Origin of the sequence: Nosocomiicoccus ampullae (assembly GCF_019357495.1) — a bacterium.
GTDB lineage: Bacteria > Bacillota > Bacilli > Staphylococcales > Salinicoccaceae > Nosocomiicoccus > Nosocomiicoccus ampullae.
The window spans coordinates 1,388,986-1,415,350 of sequence record NZ_CP079110.1 but is presented as its reverse complement, the minus strand read 5'-3'; the positions used below and the strand labels follow the sequence as shown (position 1 = coordinate 1,415,350).

Genomic DNA, 26,365 nt, shown 5'->3' with positions numbered 1-26,365 from the left:
TTAAAAAACGATATATAATTCCTTTGTTCAAAGTATTTAAATAATGTGAAATCAGAGATTGCTTGGTCGGTGCGAAAGCAACACTGTTATTTAGAGAATTGCAATAATTAAAGATGCAATATTAAAGGAAAAATCAGAGTGGAACCGTGCGACGCACCTCTGTCCGTATTAAGGGCAGAGGTGTTTTTTAATTAATTGAAGATGAGTAGGGGTTTCTTTAGTGACTTTAGAGGTTAAAGATACTAAGAATACCTCAATGCAATATTTAGAGCGGGCTTTTTATCGTTTAATTAACAAAGATTATTCGAATTTGTTAGATATATACTTTTATTTAACAAAAATGGTTTGTATTCAGTTGAAACTGTTCAATATCTACATTTAATTTACAAAAAACGATAAAAAAACTGATTTCTGTTAAATATATTAATTTTTTAACAGATTCGACTATTTTTTGTTAAATAGCCACACTCTTAAGCTACCCGCACTAATTACCACCCTCATAAAACATACACCCCGCTTTAGGGGTATAATCGAAGGAGAGACAATGTTTAAGAGAGTTAAAGAAGATATCGATATGGTTCAAGAACTTGATCCAGCTGCGACGAGTCGTATGATGGTATTTCTAACGTATTCCGGTATGCACGCTATTTGGGGCCATTTAGTTGCCAACTGGTTTTATAAAAGAAAGATGCATGTAATTGCGCGTATAATTTCTCAGTTGAATCGATTTCTGACAGGTATTGAAATTCACCCAGGCGCGACGATTGGTCGTAGACTTTTCATCGACCATGGAATGGGTATTGTCATCGGAGAAACGACAATAATCGGTAACGACGTTACACTCTACCAAGGGGTTACACTTGGTGGTACAGGTAAGGAAAAAGGTAAGCGTCACCCTACGATTGAAGATAAAGTGCTCGTCGCAACAGGCGCACAAGTACTTGGTAATATTACAATCGGTGAAGGCACAAATATCGGTGCGAACTCTGTAGTACTTAAAAATGTACCGTCATATTCAACGGTCGTTGGTATTCCAGGGCATATCGTAAGACGTCATGGTAAACGTGTGCCGTCAGACACGCTTAACCATAGAAACTTACCAGACCCAATTTTAAATAAAATTTTAGACTTAGAAAAAGAAATCTCAGAATTTAAACAAAAAGAGAGGAATGAGGTAAAAGATGGTTCTCATATATAACACATTGACGCGTAAAAAAGAAAAATTCGTCCCGCTTGAAGAAGGTAAAGTAAAAATGTACGTCTGTGGACCGACAGTATACAATTACATTCATATTGGTAACGCACGTCCAGCAATCGTCTTCGACACAGTAAGAAGATATTTACAATATAAAGGATACGACGTAACGTACGTTTCTAACTTTACTGACGTTGATGACAAACTGATTAATGCTTCAAAAGAAACAGGCGAAACAGTGCCTGAAATTGCGGACAAATTTATCAACGCATACTTTGAAGATACGGGTGCGTTAAACGTTAAACAAGCAGACATACACCCGAGAGTTATGGACCATATGGATGACATTATCGAATTCATCCAGACATTAATCGATAAAGGTCATGCATACGAAAAAGATGGCGATGTCTATTTTAAAACACGTTCATATAAAGATTATGGGCGACTATCTAAACAGTCTATTGACGACTTAAAAGTTGGTGCACGTATCCAGCAAGGTGAGAGTAAAGAAGATCCGTTAGACTTTACACTTTGGAAACACGAAAAAGAAGATGAAATCAGCTGGGATAGTCCTTGGGGTAAAGGTCGTCCAGGATGGCACATCGAGTGCTCGGTGATGGCAACTAAACATTTAGGCGCGACGATGGATATCCATGCGGGTGGTCAAGACTTAACATTCCCGCATCACGAAAACGAAATCGCACAGTCTGAGTGCTCAACAGATGAAACATTCGCAAACTACTGGATGCATAACGGGTATATCAATATAGACAACGAAAAAATGTCAAAATCACTTGGTAACTTCATCACAGTACATGATATTTTAAAAGAACTTGACCCGAATGTGTTACGTTTCTTCATGCTAAGTGTGCATTACAGAGGACCAATCAACTTTAACCGTGAACTCGTTAATGCTGCGGCAACAAGCTTAGACAGAATTTTAAATGCGTATAACGAAGCACTTGAACGAGTTGATAAAGCAATTAACACTGACAAAGACAATAGTGAAATTGAATTTGTTCAAGACAATTTAAAAGCATTTGAGGCAGCAATGGATGATGACTTCAATACTGCGAACGCAATTACAGCTTGGCACGAACTTGCGACGCGTTTAAATAAATATATGCGCCGTGACGCGACAAATAAAGATATCTTAAACGCTTATATTGACGCGTACAAATCATACAGTGAAGTAATCGGAATTACATTAGAACAAGATGAACTTCTCTTAGATGAAGAAATTGAAGCGCTAATTGAAGAACGTGAAGCGGCACGTAAAGAGAAAAACTTCGAACGTGCAGATGAGATACGTGACGAGCTTCATGAAAAAGGAATTATTTTAGAAGATACAAAAGACGGGGTTAAATTCCGCCGTGGATAATTTTTATGAGATACACGATTTAACAAAAGCGTATTTAGGCGACGCTGTGTACAGTATGTATGTGAGAAGTTATATCGTTAAAGATAACAAGAAAGTGCGCGTCAAAGACGCGCATCCACTTGGCACGACTTATGAAAAAGCAACGAGTCAATCGAAAGCTTTAGAGTATTTAACAGAACACGTATTAACAGATGAAGAAAAAGATATTGCGAGGCGTGCGAAAAACAAAAAGAGTCAAACGAAAGCGAAAAACGCAACGAGTAAAGAATACAACAATGCTACAGGTTTAGAAGCACTTGTTGGCGTGTTATATTTAAACGAAGATTTCGAACGACTCGACGAAATTTTTGAAATTATTATGCGAGGTGAGTATTTATGAGTGAGTCGGTAATTGTCGGTCGCCATGCAGTAAAAGAAGCATTACAAGGTGATCGTGATCTAAATAAAATTTTAATACAAGACGGCATCGAAACACATCAGATTAATGATATTTTAAAATTAGCGAAAAAGAAAAAAGTCGTCGTACAAACAGTTCCGAAAAATAAAATAGAGTCACATACAACCGAGCGTCACCAAGGGATCCTCGCATTTGTGAGTGCGTTTAAATATATGTCTCTTGAAACGTTAATCGAAAACGTAAATGGTAAACGTGCGAACCTTTTACTTCTTGACGGTTTAGAAGACCCTCATAATTTAGGTAGTATTTTAAGAACGGCAGACGCCACAGGGTTTGACGCAGTTATCATTCCAAATAGACGTAGCGTCCAAGTGACAGATACAGTCGCAAGAGTGTCAGTTGGAGCAGTCGAGTACGTTCCAGTCGTTCGAGTCACCAACGTTAACCAAGCGATTGACAGACTAAAAGAAGAAGGATTTTGGACAGTTGGCACAACGATGGATGCACCGATGGATTATAGAGAATACCCTGCAGATATTAATACTGTATTAATTATTGGTAATGAAGGTGAAGGGATTAGTAAAAAGACGCTAGAAAAATGCGACTTTAAAGTAACAATCCCAATGGTTGGAAAAATCTCAAGTTTAAACGCTTCGGTCTCTGCAGGCATACTCATGTATGAAGTATATAGAAAACAACATCCATTAAAAGGATAAAAACCGATGAGAAAAAAAGAAAAAATTATGCTCATCGACGGTTACAACTTAATCGGTGCAAATAAGCGACTTGCTGAAGAACAAAAATTAAGCCTTGAATACGCAAGACAAGAACTATTATCAGTGTTAAGTGAGTATCAAGCTGTATCTAAATATAACGTAATATGTGTATTTGACGCATACGAAGTGAAATCAAAAGAGACTGTTTATGATTATCACGGTGTCCAAGTGGTCTACACTAAAGAAAAAGAAACGGCAGACGAATATATAGAAAGATTTGTTTATAAGTATTATCACCCACACTTAACAGAAATTACTGTCGTTACGAGTGATTTACCAGAACAAAACGCAATATTTTCTTACGGCGCTTACCGTATTCCGTCGCGAGAAATGTGGGAAGACTTAGAACATGCAGAAAAAAATATTAGCGCTGAAATTAGCGCAATAAATCAAAAAGTGCCTAAGACAAAATTAAATATTAGTGAAGATGTGCTAGTAGAACTTGAAAAACTGCGTCGTAGAAAACACTAGAGAAGTTTGTGATATCAACTCTCCCGCTGTATTATAAATACAAAAACGGGAGGCATTCATGTATCGTATTCACTCATTTTCATTCGTAATCTATGACCCAAAACTAAATGACTACGCACAATATATTCAAAACGGTGAAATCGACTATTTCGACAAAATTGACGAAGCGATTCGTTTAAAAGTACGCAAGATGACGTATAAACATACGACTGATCAGTATGAGCGTGAAGACTTAGAGCAAATAGCTATGGAATATTTACTGCATGCATGTTTTCGCTATGATAAAACGCGTGGTGACTTTCAAAACTTCGCGCTAAAATCTGCGTACTTAGAACTGAAGAAAAATAGTATTGATAACTATCAACACTATTACACTGAAACTCCAAGTGACAGTGCGTTTCACTACGTCTGTGACGAAATCGAAACATATGACCGTATGAATCGTATATTTCACGATGATCTTTATCAGCAAATGTTACAAGATAAAAAGACTTTTTCAGATTATGAGCGCGCTGTGTTAAAATATTTAGGTGAACATTATACTATAGATGAGATAAGTGAAAAGTTACAGACGAATCGAAAGTCTGTGCAAAACACCCTGTACCGTATCTTACGTAAAAAACGCAAGAAGCGTGGGGTTTATTGACAAATCAGTCTGCAGTCGGTATAGTATATAAGAATTGAAATGAGGTAACACTATGAAAATTGCGTTACTATGTAGTGAATGTGGCAGTAGAAATTATTATATTAAGAAAACTGCTGAAAAAGACGGTTCTAGAATTTCTGTAAAAAAGTTTTGTAAACAATGTAACCGACATACGATTCATAAAAGTTCTATATAACATTTAGGAGGCGTCGCATGAATAACGATAGAAATTTCCTTTCGAATGTCGTAAGTGAAATGAAAAAAGTAAGTTGGCCAACAGGCAAAGAAGTAGTGAACTACACGATGATTGTTGTTTTCACTGTAATCTTCTTCTTATTCTTTTTCTATGCGATTGACTTAGGTATTACGTATTTAATTGAGGCACTGTAAAAAAAGGGAGGATATTATGTCCGAAGAAAAACAATGGTATGCCGTTCATACTTACTCAGGTTATGAAAACAAAGTCCACCAAAATCTACTTGCACGCTTAGAATCTATGAACATGCAAGACCGTATCTTTAGAGTTGTCGTTCCTGAAGAAGAAGAAACGACAGTAAAAGACGGTAAAAAGAAAACACAAATGAAAAAGACATTCCCAGGGTATGTACTCGTTGAAATGATTATGACTGACGAGTCTTGGTATGTTGTCCGTAACACACCAGGTGTGACAGGATTTGTAGGATCCCAAGGTGCAGGTATTAAACCGAACCCATTATTAAAAGAAGAAGCGCGCTTCATCTTAAAACAAATGGGTATGTCAGAGCGCATCGTTGATTTTGACGTTGAGCTTGGTGAAGTGGTTAAAATTATCGATGGTCCGTTTAATAACCAAGTTGGTTCAATTGACCAAATCGATGAAGAACACTTTAAGCTAACTGTGTTAGTTGAACTATTCGGACGAGAGACACCTGTTGAAGTCGAGTATGATCAAATCGAAAAAATAGACTAATTTTTCATTGAAAAGAAAATTGAAGTATGTTACTATAAGATGGTTGCAAAAATGCGACCATCTTTTTATATAAAAGATATGAGTGGGAGGATGAAATTTCTAACATCCTGTGACCACATCACGAGAATGAGGAGGTTGACATCGTGGCTAAAAAAGTTATCAACGTTGTTAAATTACAAATCCCAGCAGGTAAAGCAACTCCTGCACCACCAGTTGGACCAGCATTAGGTCAAGCAGGTATTAACATTATGGGATTCACAAAAGAGTTTAACGCACAAACTCAAGACCAAGCAGGTCTTTTAATTCCAGTGGAGATTTCAGTATATGAAGACCGTTCATTTACTTTCATTACAAAAACTCCACCAGCAGCTGTTCTTCTTAAAAAAGCAGCTAAAGTTGACAAAGGTTCAGGCGAGCCAAACAAAAACAAAGTGGCTGAAGTAACTGCTGATCAAGTACGTGAAATCGCTGAACTTAAAATGGAAGACTTAAACGCAGCAGACGTTGAAGCAGCTATGCGCATGGTTGAAGGTACAGCGCGCAGCATGGGCTTCACAGTTAAAAAGTAAAATATCTAATTTAAAGTATTGGTACATGTGGGAGGTTCACCCGCTATAACCACAAGGAGGAATATAAATGGCTAAGAGAAGTAAAAAGTATCTTGAAGCTTCTAAGAAGGTAGACCCTGAAGCAGTTTACTCAATTGAAGATGCTATTAAGCTTGCTCAAGAGACGAGCACAACAAACTTTGATGCGTCAGTAGAAGTAGCTCTCCGCCTAGGTATTGATACACGTAAAAACGACCAACAAATCCGTGGTGCGATCGTATTACCAAACGGAACTGGTAAATCACAACGTGTATTAGTATTTGCTAAAGGTGAAAAAGCGAAAGAAGCAGAAGCAGCTGGAGCAGATTACGTAGGTGAATCTGAACTTGCTGAAAAAATCAACGGTGGTTGGTTTGACTTTGACGTAATCGTTGCTACACCAGACATGATGGGAGAAGTTGGTAAACTTGGTCGTGTATTAGGACCTAAAGGTTTAATGCCTAACCCTAAAACTGGAACAGTAACGATGGACGTTCAAAAAGCAGTTGAAGAAATCAAAGCAGGTAAAGTAGAATACCGTGCTGAAAAATCTGGTATCGTTCACTCAACAATTGGTAAAGTATCATTTGGTACTGAAAAATTAGTTGAGAACTTTAATGCTTTACATGATGCATTAGTTAAAGCTAAACCAGCAACTGCAAAAGGTGTTTACTTCCGTTCAGTAGCGGTATCAAGCACAATGGGTCCTGGTATTAAACTTGATCCATCAGAAGTTAGAACAGACGTTTAAAAATAAATTGACAAGAGTAAATGTACGTGGTATATTTACTCTTGTAAAAATTATATTATTAAATGTTTTACCTAAGACAGTAGGAGTCACTGTTTGACTTAAAACTTATCCTACCGAGGCAAACAAAAAATGACTTGTATATTATTTGAAAATATATGAGCACTTTTTGCCCTGGGTAAAAGGTGTTTTTTTTATTGCACCATTAATTTCTACAACGGAGGTGTAACAATGACAAACATTATCGAGCAAAAGAAACAACAAGTTTCTGAAATCGCAGAGCAATTTAAAAACTCTGTATCAACAATCTTAGTTGATTACCAAGGTCTTTCAGTTGCAGAAGCAACAGAACTTCGTAAACAACTTAGAGAAGCTGGTGTTGAATTTCACGTTTACAAAAACACGATGGTACGTCGTGCATTAAAAGAAGCTGAAATCGAAGGATTTGAAGAACACTTAACAGGACCAAACGCGATCGCTTTCTCAAACGAAGACGTTATCGCTCCTGCAAAAGTACTTCACAACTTCTCAAAAGAGCACGAAGCGCTTGAAATTAAAGCGGGTATCATTGAAGGTGAAATTACTGACTTAGACAGTGTTAAAGCAATCGCTACATTACCATCAAAAGATGGCCTTGTATCTATGCTACTCTCTGTACTACAAGCACCAGTTCGAAACTTCGCTTATGCAGTTAAAGCAGTCGGAGAACAAAAAGAAGAAGGTTCAGAAGAAACTGAAGAAGCTTAATTTATTAACGATATAATTTATTTTAAAAATGGAGGATTTAATAATGGCTAATAAAGATCAAATCATTGAAGCAATTAAAGAAATGTCAGTATTAGAATTAAACGAATTAGTTGAAGCTATTGAAGAAGAGTTTGGTGTAACAGCAGCAGCTCCAGTAGCAGTAGCAGGTGGCGCAGCTGAAGGTGGCGCTGAAGAAAAATCTGAGTTCGACGTTGAACTTACAGATGCAGGTTCTTCAAAAATCAAAGTTATCAAAGCAGTACGTGAAGCTACTGGTCTTGGACTTAAAGATGCAAAAGAGCTTGTTGACAACGCTCCTAAAGTTATCAAAGAAGCATTACCTAAAGAAGAAGCTGAAGAGCTTAAATCTCAACTTGAAGAAGTTGGAGCTAGCGTAGAGCTTAAATAATTAAAATATGATATTTTAGACTTATAAACGTAACGTTTATAAGTCTTTTTTTATAGAAATTTTTCTTAATAGGGGAGTGTGTACATGTCACATTACTATACGACAGATGATACACCGCATGAGTTTAAAGAAATTAACTATAACATTAACGGTAAAAGTTATAGATTCACGACTGACCGCGGAGTGTTTTCTAAAGATAGAGTTGACTTTGGAACAGATTTACTACTTAATGCCGTACTTCAAGACTATCAAGGACCAGGGTATTTTATCGATATGGGTGCGGGGTACGGACCAATTAGTGTTACTTTAGCCGATCACTATGAAGGTGATGGAATTGCGGTAGAAGTGAATGAAGATGCGGTGAGTGTGTTAGATGAAAATATGCGTAAAAATGCTGTAAATTTTGATATTGTAAATCGTGAAACATATGATGAAATGGAATTAAAAACTGATTTATATGTCACAAATCCACCATTTAGAGCCGGCAAGGATACAGTATTATCGATATTAGATGATAGTTATAACCGTTTGATTGAAAATGGGGTGTTTTATATGGTGGTTCAGAAAAAACAAGGAATGCCTTCATATTTAAAACATTTAGAAACATTATATGGAAATGTAGAAAAACTAAAAAAGTGTAAAGGTTACTACATCTTAAAGAGTATTAAAACAAACTAAGCTGAATAATTGTTTAATATTTAATTAAATAGGTGTACAATAAACACATAGTAATTCGTGATAAGTGAGGAGGTTTTAAATATGGCGTACGTTATTTTACAACCGTGTGCAGAAGAAAAGTCTGGTGAATGCGTGGATGTATGTCCAGTAGATTGTATTGAAGAGGGCGAAGACCAATTCTACATAGATCCAGATATTTGTATCGACTGCGGAGCATGTGTTGCAGTGTGCCCAGTAGATGCGATCGTCGAAGAATCTGAGATGTTACCTGAAGAAGAAATTTACCTCAAAAAAGCAGAAGAGTTTTACGAAAATAGATAAGAGAATAGATACTCCATTAACGATTGTTGATGGAGTTTTTTAATATTGAAAAATTATTGTTAAATGAAGTTATAATCACAACATAATAATTTGACTTGACAAATTAGCTATGATATAGTTGTTAAATGAAAATTATTATCAAGAAGTATGTAAATTTTTCGGAAATTATATTGGTAGAAGCTTGTATATAAGTCAATGTTCATAGGAAATGGGGTTTTTAAATTCCGTTTTCTTTTTTGTCTTATAAGGTCTATCTGTTGATAATAGTGGGAAATATTTTTAGGGGTGAATCTGTCGATGAGTCAAGTGATTCAGTATGGAAAACATGCAAAACGTAGAAGCTATTCACGTATCGAAGAGAAGTTGGAGTTACCTAACTTAATTGAAATTCAAACGAATTCTTATGAATGGTTTCTAAAATCTGGCTTAATCGAAATGTTTAAAGATATCTCGCCTGTTGAAGATTTTACAGGTAACATTTCGCTTGAGTTTGTCGACTATAAACTCGGTGAGCCTAAGTATAACGTCGATGAAGCTAAAAACCACGACGCTACATACTCAGCGCCACTTAGAGTTAAAGTTAGACTCATTATTAAAGAAACTGGTGAAGTAAAAGAGCAAGAAGTGTTTATGGGAGACTTCCCTCTCATGACAGATACAGGTACATTCATTATTAACGGTGCTGAGCGTGTAATCGTTTCTCAGTTAGTGCGTAGCCCATCTGTATACTATTCAGATAAGCTCGACAAAAATGGTAGAACAAGTTACACAGCGACTGTTATTCCTAACCGTGGTGCATGGTTAGAGTATGAAATGGATGCTAGAGACACAGTATATGTAAAAATCGACCGTACACGTAAAATGCCAATCACTGTATTACTAAGAGCTTTAGGATTTGCTACAGACCAGCAAATTATTGATCTATTAGGAGACAGTGAATATTTAAGAAACACACTCGAAAAAGATACAACAGAAACAGTAGATCAAGCACTACTTGAAATCTACGAAAGATTACGTCCAGGTGAACCACCAACTGTGGAAAACGCAAGAAACTTATTATATACACGTTTCTTCGACCCTAAGCGTTACGACTTAGCAGCAGTAGGACGTTATAAAATCAATAAAAAATTACACTTACAAAACCGTCTTTTCAATCAAGTGATCGCAGAACCACTTGTAGATACTGAAACAGGAGAAGTAATCGTTGAAGAAGGTACGACAATTGATCGTCGTACGCTAGACAACATTATGGAACAACTTGAGACGTCAATTAACTTAAAAACATTTGAATTTGAAAATGGTATCTTAGAAGAGCCAGTTGAAGTTCAATCAATTAAAGTAAAATCAAACGTCGACGGTGATGAGGAAGCAACAACAAATGTTATTGGTAATGCGTTTCCTGACAAAGAAGTTAAATCAATCACACCTTCAGATATTATCGCATCAATCAGCTACTACTTTAACTTATTAAATGGTGTTGGATTTACTGACGATATCGACCATTTAGGTAACCGTCGTCTACGTAGTGTTGGTGAATTATTACAAAACCAATTCCGTATCGGTGTTGCACGTATGGAACGTGTAATCCGTGAAAGAATGTCTATTCAGGATAAAAATACAGTAACACCACAACAACTCATTAACATTCGACCAGTTATTGCGTCGATTAAAGAGTTCTTTGGTAGCTCTCAATTATCTCAGTTCATGGACCAAACAAATCCACTTGCTGAGTTAACGCATAAAAGACGTCTTTCAGCGCTTGGACCAGGTGGTCTAACAAGAGAACGTGCAGGTATGGAAGTACGTGACGTACACTATTCTCACTATGGCCGTATGTGTCCAATTGAAACGCCAGAGGGACCAAACATCGGTTTAATTAACTCGTTATCAAGTTTTGCACGCGTAAACGAATTCGGGTTTATTGAAACACCGTATCGTCGTGTAGACCCTGAAACAAACGCTGTAACTGAGCGTATCGACTACTTAACTGCTGATGAAGAAGAGCAGTTTGTCGTCGCACAAGCGAATGCTGAGTTAAATGAAGACGGAACGTTTAAAAATGAAGAAGTTATTTGTCGTTTCAGAGGTAACAACACAGCAATGCACAGAGACAAAATGGACTACATGGACGTATCTCCAAAACAGGTTGTTTCTGCAGCAACAGCATGTATCCCATTCTTAGAAAACGACGACGCAAACCGTGCCTTAATGGGTGCAAACATGCAACGTCAAGCAGTACCTCTACTAATTCCTGATTCACCATATGTTGGTACAGGTATGGAGCACGTTACTGCAAAAGACTCAGGAGCAGCAGTTGTATCTCGTTATAAAGGTGTTGTCGAACACGTTGAAGCGCGTGAAGTACATGTACGTCGTTACGTAGATAAAAACGGTGACGGCAACTACACAGAAACGTCAGAAATTGATAAATATAATCTTGTGAAGTTCGAGCGTTCAAACGCAGGAACTTGTTATACTCAACGCCCAATCGTATCAGTTGGCGAAGAAGTAGAAAAAGGTGAAATCTTAGCAGACGGTCCTTCAATGGATAACGGCGAGATGGCACTTGGTCAAAACTTAGTTGTTGGATTTATGATGTGGGATGGTTATAACTACGAGGACGCAGTCATTATGTCTGAACGTATGGTTAAAGATGACGTATATACGTCAATCCACATTGAAGAGTATGAATCAGAATCAAGAGATACAAAACTTGGTCCTGAAGAAATTACAAGAGACATTCCAAACGTTGCGGAATCTGCAATGAAAAAATTAGATGATCGCGGAATTGTTCATATTGGTGCAGAAGTAAAAGACGGCGACATTCTAGTTGGTAAAGTTACGCCTAAAGGTGTGACTGAACAAACACCAGAAGACCGTCTATTACACGCAATCTTTGGTGAAAAAGCACGTGAAGTTAGAGATACTTCATTACGTGTGCCACACGGTGCAGGTGGTATCGTCTTAGATGTTAAAGTGTTTAACCGTGAAGACGGTCATGAATTATCACCAGGGGTAAATCAACTTGTACGTGTTTATATCGTTCAAAAAAGAAAAATCTCTGTTGGGGATAAGATGGCAGGACGTCACGGTAACAAAGGTGTTATTTCGACAATTCTTCCAGAAGAAGATATGCCATTCTTACCAGATGGTACACCAATTGACCTTATGTTAAACCCACTTGGGGTACCTTCACGTATGAACATCGGACAAGTGTTAGAATTACACTTAGGTATGGCAGCACGTGAGATGGGGCTTAAAATGGCAACGCCAGTATTTGATGGTGCGAACGAAGAAGATGTTTGGAGCACTATGGAAGAAGCAGGTCTTGCTAGAGATGGTAAAACAGTATTATATGATGGACGTACGGGTGAACCATTTGAGAACCGTGTGTCTGTAGGTGTCATGTATATGCTTAAACTGTCTCACATGGTTGATGATAAGCTTCACGCAAGAAGTACAGGGCCATACTCACTTGTTACACAGCAACCACTTGGTGGTAAAGCGCAATTCGGTGGACAACGTTTCGGTGAGATGGAAGTATGGGCACTTGAAGCATATGGTGCAGCGTACACATTACAAGAGATTCTTACAGTGAAATCAGACGACACTATTGGTCGTGTGAACACTTACGAATCAATTGTTAAAGGTGAAAACCTACCAAATCCAAGTATCCCTGAATCATTCCGTGTACTCATGAAAGAGTTACAATCTCTCGGTCTAGAAGTCTCTATTATGGATGACGAAGATAACGAAGTGAACATGAACTCAGTTGTTGAAGAAGATGTACAAAGAGAAACAGAACGTGCAGAAGATAAAGACGAAGTTGTAACGAAGTAGAAGTTGAGCTTACAGCAAACTTTAGGGAGGAAAGCTCATTGATAGATGTAAATAGATTTCAATATATGAAAATCGGGCTTGCATCACCTGAAAAAATCCGTTCTTGGTCGAGCGGTGAGGTTAAAAAGCCAGAGACAATTAACTATAGAACTTTAAAGCCAGAAAAAGATGGATTATTCTGTGAGAAAATTTTCGGTCCAACAAAAGACTGGGAATGTGCGTGTGGTAAATATAAACGTATTCGCCACAAAGGCCACGTTTGTGAAAACTGTGGTGTAGAAGTAACGCGTGCAAAAGTACGTCGTGAGAGAATGGGGCACATCGAGTTAGCTGCCCCTGTCTCACATATTTGGTACTTTAAAGGAATCCCTTCACGTATGGGATTACTTCTTGATATGTCACCGCGCTCTTTAGAAGAAGTTATTTACTTTGCGTCATATGTAGTCATTGATCCAGGCCCAACAGGTCTAGAAGCAAAAGACTTACTAAGTGAACGTGAATACCGTGAGTATTATATGGAATACGGTAATCGTTTCAACGCAAAAATGGGTGCAGAGGCAATCAAAGAACTATTATCTAATATCGATTTAGATAAAGAACTCGAAGAGTTAAAAGAAGAGTTAGAAACTGCAACAGGTCAACGTTTAACGCGTGCGATTCGCCGTTTAGAAGTCGTTGAAGCATTCAGAAACTCAGGAAATAGACCTGAATGGATGGTGCTCGATGCATTACCAGTCATCCCACCAGATATTCGTCCTATGGTACAACTTGATGGTGGACGCTTTGCGACAAGTGACTTAAACGACTTATACCGCCGTGTAATTAACCGTAATAACCGTCTAAAACGTTTATTAGACTTAGGTGCACCTGGAATTATCGTTCAAAACGAAAAACGTATGTTACAAGAAGCCGTCGATGCTCTAGTCGACAATGGTCGTCGTGGTCGTCCAGTAACAGGACCAGGTAACCGTCCATTAAAATCACTTTCACATATGTTAAAAGGTAAGCAAGGGCGTTTTCGTCAAAACTTACTTGGTAAACGTGTAGACTACTCAGGACGTTCAGTAATCGTTGTTGGTCCAGGATTAAAAATGTACCAATGTGGATTACCGCGTGAAATGGCATTAGAATTATTTAAGCCGTTTGTTATGAGAGAACTCGTTCGTAGAGATCTTGCGACGAATATAAAAAACGCGAAAAATAAAATTGAACGTTTAGATGAATCAATTTGGGACGTGCTTGAAGATGTAATTCAAGAACACCCAGTACTATTAAACCGTGCACCAACATTACACAGACTTGGTATTCAAGCGTTTGAAGCAGTGCTTGTAGAAGGTCGTGCGATTAAACTACATCCACTTGTAACAACAGCTTATAACGCAGACTTTGACGGAGACCAAATGGCAGTGCACGTACCACTTTCAAAGGAAGCACAAGCAGAAGCGCGTATGTTAATGCTTGCGGCATCAAACATCTTAAATCCGAAAGATGGTAAACCAGTAGTTACACCGTCACAAGATATGGTACTTGGTAACTACTACTTAACATTAGAAAAACCAGGTTCTAAACGTGAAGGACATATCTTCAAAAACTTTGAAGAAGTTATTATGGCATATCGTTCAGGATTTGCTTCACTTCACACAAGAATCGGAGTTCATACAAATGAAATGTCAGACGAACAAGTCGCTGAAGAAAATCGCGGCAAAATTCTTATGACGACAGTTGGTAAAGTAATCTTTAACGAGATTATGCCACCATCATTCCCTTACTTAAACGAACCAACACGCGAAAACTTAGAGCGTAAAACACCGGATCGTTTCTTCATTAAAGCAGAAGATCTCGGTGAAGAAGGATTAGTTGGTAAATTTAAAGAGCAAGAAGCTATCCCGCCGTTTGATAAGAAATTCTTAGGTCAAATTATTGCGGAAGTGTTTAACAAATTCCACATTACTGAAACATCAGTAATGCTAGACCGCATGAAAGACTTAGGATTTAAATATTCAACACGTGCAGGTATTACTGTAGGGGTATCAGACATCGTTGTCTTACCAGAAAAACAACGTATGATCGATGAAACAGAACAAAAAGTAGAAACAGTTCAAAGACAATATGACCGTGGTTTAATTACAGAAGAAGAGCGTTATAACGCAGTAATTAAATTATGGACAGATATTAAAGATGAAATTCAAGATCGCCTCATGGAATCTCTTGATAAATTCAACCCGATTTACATGATGGCAGACTCAGGTGCTCGTGGTAACGCGTCAAACTTCACACAACTTGCAGGTATGCGCGGACTCATGGCAAACCCATCTGGTCAGATTATTGAATTACCGATTAAGTCAAGCTTCCGTGAAGGACTAACAGTACTCGAGTACTTCATCTCAACACACGGTGCGCGTAAAGGTCTAGCAGATACTGCGCTTAAGACAGCAGACTCAGGTTACTTAACAAGAAGACTTGTAGACGTTGCACAAGACGTGATTGTTCGCGAACCAGACTGTGGTACAGATAAAGGACTTAGAGTGTCTGAAATCCGTGAAGGTGGAGAATTAATCGAACCATTATTTGACCGTTTAGAAGGACGTTACTCAAAAGAAACAGTGAGACATCCAAATACAAACGAAGTCATCGTTGGTTCGAACGAACTGATTACGACAGATATCGCAAAAGAAATCGTCAACGCTGGTATTGAATCAGTAGTGATCCGTTCAGCATTCACATGTAATACACGTTACGGTGTATGTGAGAAATGTTACGGTAAAAACCTTGCGACTGGTGAAAAGGTTGAAGTTGGAGAAGCAATTGGTACAATTGCAGCACAATCAATCGGTGAGCCAGGTACACAGTTAACAATGCGTACATTCCACACAGGTGGGGTTGCAGGATCAGACATTACGATGGGTCTTCCACGTATTCAAGAGTTATTCGAAGCGCGTAACCCGAAAGGGGAAGCTGTAATTTCTGAAATTGAAGGTCATATTCTTTCAATCGAAATGATTAAAGACCGTCAACAAGAAATTAAAGTAAAAGGCGACGAAGAAACACGTACGTATACAGCGCCAGCAAATGCGAGAATTATCGTAGAAGAAGGCGACGCAGTCGTGCCAGGTGAAATGCTGACAGACGGTTCAATTGAGCCGAAAAACCTACTAAAAGTTGCAGGATTAAACAGAACACAAGAATATCTATTAAAAGAAGTACAAAAAGTATACCGTTCACAAGGGGTAGAAATCGACGACAAACACGTTGAAGTAATGGTTCGTCAGATGTTACGTAAAGTACGTATCATAGATGCTGGTGAAACATCACTTATCCCAGGAGCATTAGTAGATATTCATACGTTCCAAGAAGCAAACAAAGTCGTATTCAAACAAAGAAAACGACCAGCAACAGCGAAACCTGTACTATTAGGTATTACAAAAGCTTCACTCGAAACAGAAAGCTTCTTATCAGCAGCATCATTCCAAGAAACAACACGAGTTCTAACAGATGCAGCGATCAAAGGTAAAAGAGATGAGCTACTTGGCCTTAAAGAAAACGTCATAATCGGTAAACTTATTCCAGCAGGAACAGGAATGAGTCGCTATAGAGACGTTGATATCGAAGTCGAAGGTCAAGACGAACGTTTACAATTAGAAGCAGAAGAAAGAGAAGCAGAACTAATTGAAGAATAGATAATGAAAAGCATCCACATTTAATGTGGATGCTTATTTTTTATAAAATTATATGAACTAATACAATTTAAATAGAAAAACACTATTATTTATGTGAAAAAATTAACATAAAATACTAAATTGTGGTATAATTATATTTATGTATATTATAATAAGTAGTGTAAATTACTATTAAATTTTTAAAAATGTAAGAAGGTAGATAAAATGAACAAACATTACAGATATACATTACGTAAAACAACTCTTGGATTAGGTAGTGTAGCAGTCGCGATGTTTTTAGCTGGACAAGCGGATACCGCAAAAGCAGCTGAGGAAGATCCAACGATAATTGAAACAAGCGTATCACCTGAGAATACAGATGATACAGTTGACCCAATATCTCCTACTCAAGGAGATAATTTAGAAGACAACAACACGACATTACCTGAAGAAAATGTATCATCTGAAGGGGTTGATGAAACGCCTGAAGCTACACAGTATGACGCGGATGAAGGCGATGCTGATGATGTTGAAGCAGCATCAGAACTCGCTGAAAACCCTGCTATTGAAGAAAACGATACTGACATAGAAAATAGAGAATTAGATATTGATGAGAAACCACGAGATGTAACAAATGAAGTTTCAGAAGATGCCTCAGGAAATGCCACAGAAAAATCAGAACTCGCTAATCCAGCAGCTATTGAAGAAAACGACACTAATGCTGAAGGTGCTAAATCAGAAAAATCTGAAGAACCACAAGTTGTAACATTTGCAGCAAAAGCGGCAACAAACGAACCAAACTATGCAAAAGATGAAGCGAAAATAAAAGACTATAGTAAAAATGAACGTTATCGTTCGACAGACTTGGAACAAGGAAATGGAACGAACTTTGAGTTTAGAGATCCTAGCATGGATTTTAAAGATGGATTCCGTTACAAGACTATAGAACCAGGTGATGATAGTCCCGATAAGAAAAAATGGGGTATCGAGATTGAATTCGACAAAGAAAAAGGGCAAAGAACTTATACTTTATTTAGTTTTACGAACGGTGGGAATCTTGGTTCATTCCTCACAAAAGGAACTATTCCTGCTAGTGATGAGGGAGTAAAATTAATTGACGATAGTAAAGCGACGAACTATAAGGCTGAATCAGATATTGAAATTAATGGTAGCGGTATTCAAAGGAACTTAAACCTTGTATCAACTAAAGAAGATCTGGCACACATTAATAGTTTAGATAATAACAACACTGTAATGAGCTGGAAGGGAAATTATACAAAAGATCATACAAGTGGAGTAAAAGCTACTCAAGGTCCAAGTGCTGAATTCACCTTAACCGTCAACCCATGGCCGAATGAAAATGATATGCTATCAGAAATTAAACTAAATGGTAGTCATAATAAAAAGGAGTTTGTTCAAGGACAAACTATCACTACTGATGTATCAGTAGAAAACCTCGATGACAATGCTAGAGAAAGATTAGTTGGTCAAGTGTATCACCCCGTGACTGGCGAAGTTGTACCAGATGCTAAAGCATATATCGACGAAAATGATAAAGTTGTAATTGAAATGCCACAAGGTGCAGTTGATGAAAATGGAAACATCAATAAGAATTCTATTTTCTTTAAAGATTCAAAATATAAAGGACTACAAAATTTAAGCGTTAAATTCTTTGCACGTCCAAGAACCCAACAGGAGTTTGAAGCAGTTCATACTAATACTCCAGAGAATTATGGAGAAGGAGCATACACGCAAACTGGTGCTGGTACTGAGACGATCAACCACAAAGGTCAAGATGTTGTGATTGATAAGCAAGGTATTGATCGTTATGATCACTATAACTTAATTGGTAGCTTTAATATTAACCTTGACGATACGCGTTACTATGATCAAGGGTTTATAGATGGTAATAATGAAGATACTTCTAAACATACGTCATCTGCTGTAAAGCCTGGTGAAGAGTTTACGGTTGAGTTATATGTTCCTGAAGACAAAAAAGATAGAGATGTATTCCCTAACCAAAAAACTCCTGAAGAGATGGAAGCTGCTAAAGATGCGAATCAAGCAGTAGGTTCGATTGATTTCTCATTTATTAATAAAATCAATGCGGATAAAGCGAAGGAAGATCAGTGGAAGTTAGAATTTGATGAAAATACACTACCGACGACGTTAAAAATCATCCCACCAGCATCTGCTAAAGCAGGGGAGTTTGTTGCAGTACCATTAGTTTACACTTATACAAACGGTTCTACAGATACACACTGGTTCCACTTTGTAGTACAAGAATCAACTAATAATAAACCAGAGTATCCTGTACAAGTAGCATTCCCTTCAGAAGAACAAAAGTCACTACCTGAATTATCAGATGACGACAAAAAACTAAAACCAGTCGAATACTACATCCCAGAAGGTACAGAATTTAAAGATGACCGTGGTAATGAGTGGAATGTTTCTATCGATAAAACGACAGGAGAAATTACAGCACAACCAGTTGATCCTACTAAATTTGATGGAGGAGAAAAACTTCAAGTGCCAGTAACTACACGTTATGTCGATGAAAACGAACCTGACAAAAATATTGAGGAAAAAACTAGAGCAGAATTTGTTATTAAAGAAAAAGCAAATATGACTCCACGCTACAATGCGAAAGCAGGTAAGTCGGGAGACGTTCTAACTTCAGATGTTATCCTTAATGAAGAGGATAAGTTCAATAGAAGACCAACTAAGTACAGTCTCGCTTCTAATACTTATACAGATGATAAAGGAAACGCTTGGAATGTATCGATTGATGAAAACACTGGTACAGTAACAGCAACAGTACCAGAAGGTGAAAATATCAACGGAGCTTTATTAAATGTTCCAGTAACAGCTCATTACTATGAACAAGGCAGCGATCAAGAAATAGCAACTAGAGAAGTAGAAGTTCAGTTTGTAGCCTATGGAACAAATGGAAAAATTGAAAAAGATGAAACAGTTGAAATTCCATTTGAGACAATCATAGAGTTTGATGATAGCCTTGCACCAGGTGAGAAAAAGGTAGCTCAAGAAGGTATTCCAGGTGAAAAAACGAGAACTAATACTCTAACTATTGAAGATAGTAAGGTTACGAATATTGATCCAGGCGATTTTGAAATTACTAAAGAACCAACGGATAGAATCATCAAAGTTGGTAGAAATACTGAAGGTAAAGTAGTTCACGAGGAAAAAATCCCGTTCGATTACGACATTGAATATGATGAAAATCTAGAAGCGGGTCAATATGTAATTGATGTCAAAGGAACTGAAGGTACTAAGACAATTACTTGGACTATTAAAAACTCAGAAATCGTCGGAGAGCCGGAAGTAGAATTTAAAGCTCCTGTTAAAGCTAAAATTCGAGTTGGACAAAAAGATTTTACAGGTACTTTCGAAACGAAGAAAACTGAAGCAATTGAATTTGAAACAGAATATATTGTAGATAACGAATTAGAACCAGGTACAGTTAAAGTTGAACGAGCGGGAGAACTTGGTGAAACAGAAACACCAGTTACTCATACGATTGTTAACGGTGAAGTAACAGAGTCTAAAGAGGGCAAAACTAAAGAAACAAAAGCTCCAGTTAAGAGAATTGTAAAAGTTGGTCCTGCTAAGACTGATGGTACACACACTTATACAAGTAAAACACCATTTGAAGTAGAAGTAAGGGTAAACCCAGAACTTAAGAAGGGCGAATACAAAGTCGTTCAAAAAGGTGTGGAAGGTGAAGAAGAATACACGATTACGATTGAGAACTCAAAAGTAACGAATACTTCTGATCCGAAACAAACAAAAGCACCAGTCAATGAGATTATTGAAGTCGGTAATACTGACTTCACAGGTTCTGTGGAATATGTAGACAAAGATCCAATTCCGTTTGAAACAGAAGTAACAGTTGACCCAAGTCTAAAACCGGGAGAAGTCGTTGAAGACCAAAAAGGTGAACTTGGAGAACAAGAAACTAAGGTGACAAGAACAATTACAAACGGTGAAGCTGGCGAGGAAGTTCGCGGTGAAACAACGCGTACCAAAGAACCAGTGAACAGAAAAATTAGAGTTGGTTCTAAGACAGATGGACAGTACAAAGAAACTGAAACAATTCCATTTGAAGTAGAAGTTAGAAAAGATCCAACACTTAAAAAAGGTGAATGGAAATATGCCGAAGTTGACGGAGTTCAACAAACAGGTGAAAGTGGCCTTAAAGAAAGAACGTTAACGATCGTTAACTCTAAAGTAACTGAAGAAACTGAGTATAAGACAACTAGAGAGCCTAAGAATGCAGTTATTCTTGTTGGAGACTTAGATAGTGAAGGTAAAGTAGAACATACTGAAGAACTACCATTCGACTATAAAGTTGAAGAAGTAGACGACCTTAAGAAGGGTGAATATAGAATCGTAAAACCAGGTAAAGTCGGTACTAAGACGACGACTTGGACGATCAAGGATTCTAAAGTTGTAGAAGGACCAACAGTAACTGAAGAAGTGCCAGCGGAAGATGCACTCATCCAAATTGGTAAAGGCACAACTGACGGTACTCATGAAATCGTTGAAAAGAAAGAAATTCCTTTCGAAACGATTATTGAATACGATGACAGCTTAGCACCAGGAGAAGAAAAAGTAGTTCAAGAAGGTAAACCTGGTATCGAAGAGAGAACGAACACGTTAGTCATCAAAGATGGTAAAGTAGTTGAAACTAAAGAAGGAAAATTCGAAAGAACAGAAAATCCTGTGAATAAAATCGTTAAAGTTGGTAGAAAATCAACTGAAGGTGAAACTACTCATACTATCGAAAGAGAAATTCCGTTTGAAACAAAAGTAATCTATGATGATACTCTTGAAGCTGGATTCCAACAAATTGAAAATGAAGGAAAACCAGGTAAGGAAGAAGTCACGGTTACTCAAAAAGTAAAAGACGGACAACCAGTTGGTGAACCAACGGAAACAGTTAATACAATTACTGAAAAAGAAGATCGTGTTGTTAGAGTTGGAGTAAAACCTGTTGTAAAAGAAATTGAATTAGGTCACGACATAGAATACAGACACAACCCTGAACTTAAAGAAGGCGAAACGAGAGTAATTGTTGAAGGAACTAAAGGTTCTGTGAAATATACAACGACGTTCAATAAAGAAACAGGCGAGCTTGAAATTACAGAAGAGCGCGTTGAGCCGACGAATAAAGTTGTAGAATACGGTTCTAAGACTGAGGGAGAAATCACGTTTGAAAGTGAGCGAGCATACAATGTAATTGTTCGTGAAAACCCTGAATTAGAGGCAGGTAAAACTAACGTTATTCAAGAAGGCGTCGTTGGAAAAACAGAAACTACTGTTAAAATTGAAAACAGTCAAGAAGTTTCTAGGGACACGAGAACAATCGTAGAAAAACAAGATAAGATTATCGAAGTTGGTACGAAGAATGTTTGTGAAATCCCACCAACACCAGAACAACCAAATCCAGACCCAGAAGAACCTAAACCAAACCCTGATCCTGAGCCAACACCAGAAGACCCAGAAAATCCTGAAAATCCAGAGCAACCAGGTGAAGAAGATCCTAAAGACCCAGAAGCACCAGGCGGAGAAGATCCTAAAGACCCAGAAGCACCAGGCGGAGAAGATCCTAAAGACCCAGAAGCACCAGGCGAAGAAGATCCTAAAAACCCAGAAACACCAGGTGAAGAAGAGCCTAAAGATCCGGAAGCACCAGATGAAGAAGAGCCTAAAGACCCAGAAGCACCAGATGAAGAAGAGCCTAAGGACCCAGAAAAGCCAGGCGAAGAAGATCCTAAAGACCCAGAAGCACCAGGTGAGACACCACAAGAACCAGGTAAGCCTAAAGAGCCAGAAGTTCCAGAGCAGCCAGAGCAACCAGGTGAGGAAGACCCTAAAGACCCAGAAGCACCAGGCAAACCAGATGAGACACCACAAGAACCAGGTAAACCAGGAACTCCAGGTAAACCTGAGCAACCGAATGTTCCAGCTCAACCGAATAAGCCAGATCAAAGTAATAAAGTAACAGCTTCTAAAGATAAAGAGGATGATAAAAAATTACCAAACACTGGTGAAGCTGAGAGAGATCTAACATTATTCGCTACAGCTTTAGCAACTTTAGGTGGTGCGTTCACATTTGGGCGACGCAGAAATAGAAAAGAAGATTAGTTTTCATCTTTTTACGCTACACTTTTGTGTAGCGTTTTTTTGTTTTAAATAATAATATGTAGTTTTATCCAAATAAAGAGGATATTGTGTTGACACGCTTTTTTAGTTAGTGATATAATGATTAAGGTTACCGTAGATGTGGTAACGTGTTACTATTGAAAAGCAGTAAGAGTTGAAAAATTCTTACGCATTTTTTATTATTTAAAAATGAACCACCTGGATGTGTGGATTATTAAAATGAAGAAGGGAGGACATATACTAAGATGCCTACAATTAACCAATTAATTAGAAAACCACGTAAATCTAAAAACGTTAAATCTAAAGCACCAGCACTTAACAGAGGTTTTAACAGCCTTAAAAAAGAAGTGACTCACAACAACTCACCACAAAAACGTGGAGTTTGTACTCGTGTTGGTACTATGGCGCCACGTAAACCGAACTCAGCTTTACGTAAATATGCGCGTGTAAGACTTTCAAACAACATGGAAGTTAACGCATATATCCCAGGAATTGGCCACAACTTACAAGAACACTCAGTTGTTTTAGTACGCGGTGGACACGTTAAAGACTTATCTGGGGTTCGTTACACTGTAGTTCGTGGAGCACTTGATACTTCAGGTGTAGAAGGACGCGAACAAAGCCGTTCTAAATATGGTGCAAAAAAAGCTAGCAAATAATTTAACGAAATAAATAGAGATAATTTTATGGAAGGAGGCTACTTAGTATGCCACGTAAAGGTCCAGTACCTAAAAGAGACGTTTTACCAGATCCAATTCACAACTCTAAATTAATTACTAAATTAATTAACAAGTTAATGGTTGATGGTAAACGCGGTACATCACAAAAAATTCTTTATAGTGCTTTTGAAATCGTTGAAGAACGTTCAGGTAGAGACGCAAACGAAGTATTCGAAGAAGCATTAGAAAATATTATGCCATTATTAGAAGTTAAAGCACGTCGTGTTGGGGGTTCTAACTACCAAGTACCAGTTGAGGTACGCCCAGAAAGACGTTCTACTTTAGGACTTCGTTGGTTAGTGAACTACTCACGCTTACGCGGAGAAAAAACTATGGTTGAACGCTTAGCTAACGAGATTCTTGATGCTGCTAACAACACTGGTGGTGCTGTTAAGCGTCGTGAAGAAATGCATAAAATGGCAGAAGCTAACAGAGCATTCGCACACTACCGCTGGTAGAATTGTGGATCTCGGTAGTATAAATTGATTTTTAAAAATTGGAAGGAGTAAAAGGTTCTATGGCAAGAGAATTTTCTCTAAAAAACACTCGTAACATCGGTATCATGGCTCACATCGATGCTGGTAAAACGACTACAACAGAACGTATCCTTTATTACACAGGCCGTATCCACAAACTTGGTGAAACTCACGAAGGTGCATCACAGATGGACTGGATGGAGCAAGAACAAGACCGTGGTATTACAATCACTTCTGCAGCAACAACTGCACAGTGGAAAGGTCACCGTGTTAACATTATCGATACACCAGGACACGTAGACTTCACAGTTGAAGTTGAACGTTCTTTACGTGTACTTGACTCAGCTGTAACAGTATTAGATGCTCAATCAGGTGTTGAGCCACAAACTGAAACAGTTTGGAGACAAGCTACAAACTATGAAGTTCCACGTCTAGTATTCGTAAACAAAATGGATAAAATTGGTGCGAACTTCGACTATGCAATCGGTACAATCAGAGACCGTCTTCAAGCAAACGCACACGCGGTACAATACCCTATCGGTGCAGAAGATGAATTCAGAGGTATCATTGACTTAGTTAAAATGAAAACTTACCTTTACAACGATGACCTAGGTCAAGATGTAGAGGAAATTGAAATCCCTGAAGAATATGCAGACAAAGCTCAAGAAATGCGTGAAGCATTAATCGAAGGTCTTGCTGACGTAAACGAAGAAGTTATGGAAGCATACCTTGGAGGAGAAGAGCTTACAGAAGAAACTCTTAAAGCAGCAATTCGTAAAGCGACTTGTGACGTAGAGTTCTTCCCAGTATTCTGTGGTACAGCATTCAAGAACAAAGGTGTTCAATTATTACTTGATGGAATCATCGAGTATTTACCATCACCACTTGAAGTAAAACCAATTGTTGGTCATATGGCTAACGACCCAGAAGAAGAATATGTTGCAAAACCAGGAGATGACGAGCCTTTCACAGCATTAGCGTTTAAGGTTATGTCAGATCCATTCGTTGGTAAGTTAACATTCTTCCGTGTGTACTCTGGTTCATTAGACTCAGGTTCATACGTATCAAACACAACTAAAGATAAACGTGAACGTATCGGTCGTATCCTACAAATGCACGCAAACTCTCGTGAAGAAATTTCAACAGTTTACTCAGGAGATATCGCTGCAGCAGTAGGTCTTAAAGACACTGGTACAGGTGACACGTTAACTGAAGAAAAACTTGGCGTAATCTTAGAATCAATGGAATTCCCAGAGCCAGTTATTCACTTATCAGTTGAACCTAAATCAAAAGCGGACCAAGACAAAATGTCTAACGCTCTTGTTAAATTACAAGAGGAAGACCCAACATTCACAGCATACACTGACAACGAAACTGGACAAGTTATCATCGGTGGTATGGGTGAGTTACACTTAGACGTTCTTGTTAACCGTATGAAATCTGAATTCAACGTTGAATGTAACGTAGGTGCTCCAATGGTATCTTACCGTGAAACATTCACTCAACCAGCACAAGTTCAAGGTAAATTCAGCCGTCAGTCAGGTGGACGCGGTCAGTACGGTGACGTACACATCGAATTTACACCAAACGAACAAGGTGCAGGCTTTGAATTCGAAGACGCAATTGTTGGTGGTGTAGTTCCACGTGAATATATCCCATCAGTTGAAGAAGGACTTAAAAACGCTCTAGAAAATGGTGTTATTGCAGGATACCCACTTGTAGACGTTAAAGCTAAATTATATGATGGTTCTTACCACGATGTTGACTCATCTGAAATGGCGTTCAAAATCGCTGCATCACTTGCATTAAAAGAAGCAGCTAAAAAATGTAAGCCAGTTCTATTAGAGCCTGTCATGAAAGTTGAAGTTGTTATGCCTGAAGAATATCTAGGAGATATCATGGGTGACGTAACGAGCCGTCGTGGACGTGTAGAAGGTATGGAAGCACGCGGTAACGCACAAGTAGTTAACGCATTCGTTCCACTTTCAGAAATGTTCGGTTACGCAACTTCATTACGTTCTAACACACAAGGACGCGGAACTTACACAATGTACTTCGATCACTACGAAGAAGTTCCAAACTCAATTGCTGAAGAAATTATCAAGAAAAATACTGGAGAATAATCACAGCACTTGATTTTTTCTCGATAACAATGTATAAAAAGTATAGGTATCATTTTGTCC

At 38.1% G+C, this 26,365-nt stretch carries 21 protein-coding genes and 1 other annotated feature; all 21 genes read left to right on the top strand.

Annotation, left to right across the window (positions count from 1 at the left end):
- The first annotated feature begins 544 nt into the window (after positions 1-544).
- The 21 genes from cysE (at position 545) to fusA (ending at position 26,305) form a co-directional block, all read left to right on the top strand.
- Positions 545-1,198 carry a serine O-acetyltransferase gene (gene cysE / locus KPF49_RS07365; RefSeq protein WP_183673653.1) on the top strand — a complete coding sequence of 218 codons (654 nt, stop codon included), beginning with the start codon at positions 545-547 and terminating at the stop codon, positions 1,196-1,198.
- Positions 1,182-2,576, top strand: a complete 1,395-nt coding sequence (gene cysS, locus KPF49_RS07360) for a cysteine--tRNA ligase (RefSeq protein ID WP_183673655.1) — start codon at positions 1,182-1,184, stop codon at positions 2,574-2,576. The genes cysE and cysS overlap by 17 nt, the downstream gene beginning before the upstream one ends.
- Positions 2,569-2,955 (top strand): Mini-ribonuclease 3, encoded by a 387-nt coding sequence (locus tag KPF49_RS07355; RefSeq protein ID WP_183673656.1) that lies wholly within the window; start codon positions 2,569-2,571, stop codon positions 2,953-2,955. The genes cysS and KPF49_RS07355 overlap by 8 nt, the downstream gene beginning before the upstream one ends.
- Positions 2,952-3,689: a 23S rRNA (guanosine(2251)-2'-O)-methyltransferase RlmB gene (gene rlmB / locus KPF49_RS07350; RefSeq protein WP_183673658.1), complete on the top strand. Its 738-nt coding sequence runs from the start codon at positions 2,952-2,954 to the stop codon at positions 3,687-3,689. Before KPF49_RS07355 ends, rlmB begins: the two co-directional genes overlap by 4 nt.
- Before the next feature lie 6 nt (positions 3,690-3,695).
- Positions 3,696-4,220 (top strand): NYN domain-containing protein, encoded by a 525-nt coding sequence (locus tag KPF49_RS07345; RefSeq protein ID WP_183673660.1) that lies wholly within the window; start codon positions 3,696-3,698, stop codon positions 4,218-4,220.
- A gap of 58 nt (positions 4,221-4,278) precedes the next feature.
- On the top strand, positions 4,279-4,866 hold the full coding sequence (locus tag KPF49_RS07340; protein WP_183673662.1) for a sigma-70 RNA polymerase sigma factor region 4 domain-containing protein: 588 nt from the start codon (positions 4,279-4,281) through the stop codon (positions 4,864-4,866).
- Between the two features lie 52 nt (positions 4,867-4,918).
- Positions 4,919-5,062, top strand: coding sequence for a 50S ribosomal protein L33 (gene rpmG, locus KPF49_RS07335; RefSeq protein ID WP_183673664.1), 144 nt, complete (start codon positions 4,919-4,921; stop codon positions 5,060-5,062).
- 17 nt (positions 5,063-5,079) lie between these two features.
- The gene (secE, locus tag KPF49_RS07330; RefSeq protein ID WP_183673666.1) at positions 5,080-5,256 is read left to right on the top strand and encodes a preprotein translocase subunit SecE; all 177 of its coding nucleotides are present in this window, start codon (positions 5,080-5,082) and stop codon (positions 5,254-5,256) included.
- 16 nt (positions 5,257-5,272) lie between these two features.
- The gene (gene nusG, locus KPF49_RS07325; protein ID WP_183673668.1) at positions 5,273-5,815 is read left to right on the top strand and encodes a transcription termination/antitermination protein NusG; all 543 of its coding nucleotides are present in this window, start codon (positions 5,273-5,275) and stop codon (positions 5,813-5,815) included.
- 143 nt (positions 5,816-5,958) lie between these two features.
- Complete coding sequence (gene rplK / locus KPF49_RS07320) at positions 5,959-6,384, top strand: 50S ribosomal protein L11 (RefSeq protein WP_183673670.1); 426 nt, start codon at positions 5,959-5,961, stop codon at positions 6,382-6,384.
- Between the two features lie 67 nt (positions 6,385-6,451).
- On the top strand, positions 6,452-7,153 hold the full coding sequence (rplA, locus tag KPF49_RS07315) for a 50S ribosomal protein L1 (RefSeq protein ID WP_183673672.1): 702 nt from the start codon (positions 6,452-6,454) through the stop codon (positions 7,151-7,153).
- Positions 7,154-7,205: 52 nt separating this feature from the next.
- Positions 7,206-7,354: a sequence feature (ribosomal protein L10 leader region), on the top strand.
- 27 nt (positions 7,355-7,381) lie between these two features.
- A complete protein-coding gene (rplJ, locus tag KPF49_RS07310) occupies positions 7,382-7,897 on the top strand; it encodes a 50S ribosomal protein L10 (RefSeq protein ID WP_183673674.1) in 516 nt (171 codons plus the stop codon).
- A 43-nt stretch (positions 7,898-7,940) separates the two neighbouring features.
- Positions 7,941-8,306, top strand: a complete 366-nt coding sequence (gene rplL, locus KPF49_RS07305) for a 50S ribosomal protein L7/L12 (RefSeq protein WP_183673676.1) — start codon at positions 7,941-7,943, stop codon at positions 8,304-8,306.
- A gap of 84 nt (positions 8,307-8,390) precedes the next feature.
- Positions 8,391-8,984, top strand: coding sequence for a class I SAM-dependent methyltransferase (locus tag KPF49_RS07300; protein ID WP_183673678.1), 594 nt, complete (start codon positions 8,391-8,393; stop codon positions 8,982-8,984).
- An 81-nt stretch (positions 8,985-9,065) separates the two neighbouring features.
- Positions 9,066-9,305, top strand: coding sequence for a ferredoxin family protein (locus KPF49_RS07295; protein WP_183673680.1), 240 nt, complete (start codon positions 9,066-9,068; stop codon positions 9,303-9,305).
- Between the two features lie 297 nt (positions 9,306-9,602).
- The gene (rpoB, locus tag KPF49_RS07290) at positions 9,603-13,145 is read left to right on the top strand and encodes a DNA-directed RNA polymerase subunit beta (RefSeq protein ID WP_183673682.1); all 3,543 of its coding nucleotides are present in this window, start codon (positions 9,603-9,605) and stop codon (positions 13,143-13,145) included.
- A 38-nt stretch (positions 13,146-13,183) separates the two neighbouring features.
- On the top strand, positions 13,184-16,822 hold the full coding sequence (rpoC, locus tag KPF49_RS07285) for a DNA-directed RNA polymerase subunit beta' (protein ID WP_183673684.1): 3,639 nt from the start codon (positions 13,184-13,186) through the stop codon (positions 16,820-16,822).
- Between the two features lie 204 nt (positions 16,823-17,026).
- Complete coding sequence (locus KPF49_RS07280) at positions 17,027-22,969, top strand: G5 domain-containing protein (protein WP_183673686.1); 5,943 nt, start codon at positions 17,027-17,029, stop codon at positions 22,967-22,969.
- A 263-nt stretch (positions 22,970-23,232) separates the two neighbouring features.
- Complete coding sequence (gene rpsL / locus KPF49_RS07275; protein WP_183673688.1) at positions 23,233-23,646, top strand: 30S ribosomal protein S12; 414 nt, start codon at positions 23,233-23,235, stop codon at positions 23,644-23,646.
- A gap of 47 nt (positions 23,647-23,693) precedes the next feature.
- Positions 23,694-24,164: a 30S ribosomal protein S7 gene (rpsG, locus tag KPF49_RS07270; RefSeq protein ID WP_183673690.1), complete on the top strand. Its 471-nt coding sequence runs from the start codon at positions 23,694-23,696 to the stop codon at positions 24,162-24,164.
- 59 nt (positions 24,165-24,223) lie between these two features.
- Positions 24,224-26,305 (top strand): elongation factor G, encoded by a 2,082-nt coding sequence (gene fusA / locus KPF49_RS07265; protein WP_183673692.1) that lies wholly within the window; start codon positions 24,224-24,226, stop codon positions 26,303-26,305.
- Positions 26,306-26,365 lie beyond the last annotated feature (60 nt).

Bases quoted from the DNA above. Each gene is read 5' to 3' on its own strand.
- cysE (WP_183673653.1), top strand. From the start codon at position 545: ATGTTTAAGAGAGTTAAAGAAGATATCGATATGGTTCAAGAACTTGAT.
- cysS (WP_183673655.1), top strand. From the start codon at position 1,182: ATGGTTCTCATATATAACACATTGACGCGTAAAAAAGAAAAATTCGTC.
- rlmB (WP_183673658.1), top strand. From the start codon at position 2,952: ATGAGTGAGTCGGTAATTGTCGGTCGCCATGCAGTAAAAGAAGCATTA.
- KPF49_RS07345 (WP_183673660.1), top strand. From the start codon at position 3,696: ATGAGAAAAAAAGAAAAAATTATGCTCATCGACGGTTACAACTTAATC.
- KPF49_RS07340 (WP_183673662.1), top strand. From the start codon at position 4,279: ATGTATCGTATTCACTCATTTTCATTCGTAATCTATGACCCAAAACTA.
- rpmG (WP_183673664.1), top strand. From the start codon at position 4,919: ATGAAAATTGCGTTACTATGTAGTGAATGTGGCAGTAGAAATTATTAT.
- secE (WP_183673666.1), top strand. From the start codon at position 5,080: ATGAATAACGATAGAAATTTCCTTTCGAATGTCGTAAGTGAAATGAAA.
- nusG (WP_183673668.1), top strand. From the start codon at position 5,273: ATGTCCGAAGAAAAACAATGGTATGCCGTTCATACTTACTCAGGTTAT.
- rplA (WP_183673672.1), top strand. From the start codon at position 6,452: ATGGCTAAGAGAAGTAAAAAGTATCTTGAAGCTTCTAAGAAGGTAGAC.
- rplJ (WP_183673674.1), top strand. From the start codon at position 7,382: ATGACAAACATTATCGAGCAAAAGAAACAACAAGTTTCTGAAATCGCA.
- rplL (WP_183673676.1), top strand. From the start codon at position 7,941: ATGGCTAATAAAGATCAAATCATTGAAGCAATTAAAGAAATGTCAGTA.
- KPF49_RS07300 (WP_183673678.1), top strand. From the start codon at position 8,391: ATGTCACATTACTATACGACAGATGATACACCGCATGAGTTTAAAGAA.
- KPF49_RS07295 (WP_183673680.1), top strand. From the start codon at position 9,066: ATGGCGTACGTTATTTTACAACCGTGTGCAGAAGAAAAGTCTGGTGAA.
- rpoB (WP_183673682.1), top strand. From the start codon at position 9,603: ATGAGTCAAGTGATTCAGTATGGAAAACATGCAAAACGTAGAAGCTAT.
- KPF49_RS07280 (WP_183673686.1), top strand. From the start codon at position 17,027: ATGAACAAACATTACAGATATACATTACGTAAAACAACTCTTGGATTA.
- rpsL (WP_183673688.1), top strand. From the start codon at position 23,233: ATGCCTACAATTAACCAATTAATTAGAAAACCACGTAAATCTAAAAAC.
- rpsG (WP_183673690.1), top strand. From the start codon at position 23,694: ATGCCACGTAAAGGTCCAGTACCTAAAAGAGACGTTTTACCAGATCCA.
- fusA (WP_183673692.1), top strand. From the start codon at position 24,224: ATGGCAAGAGAATTTTCTCTAAAAAACACTCGTAACATCGGTATCATG.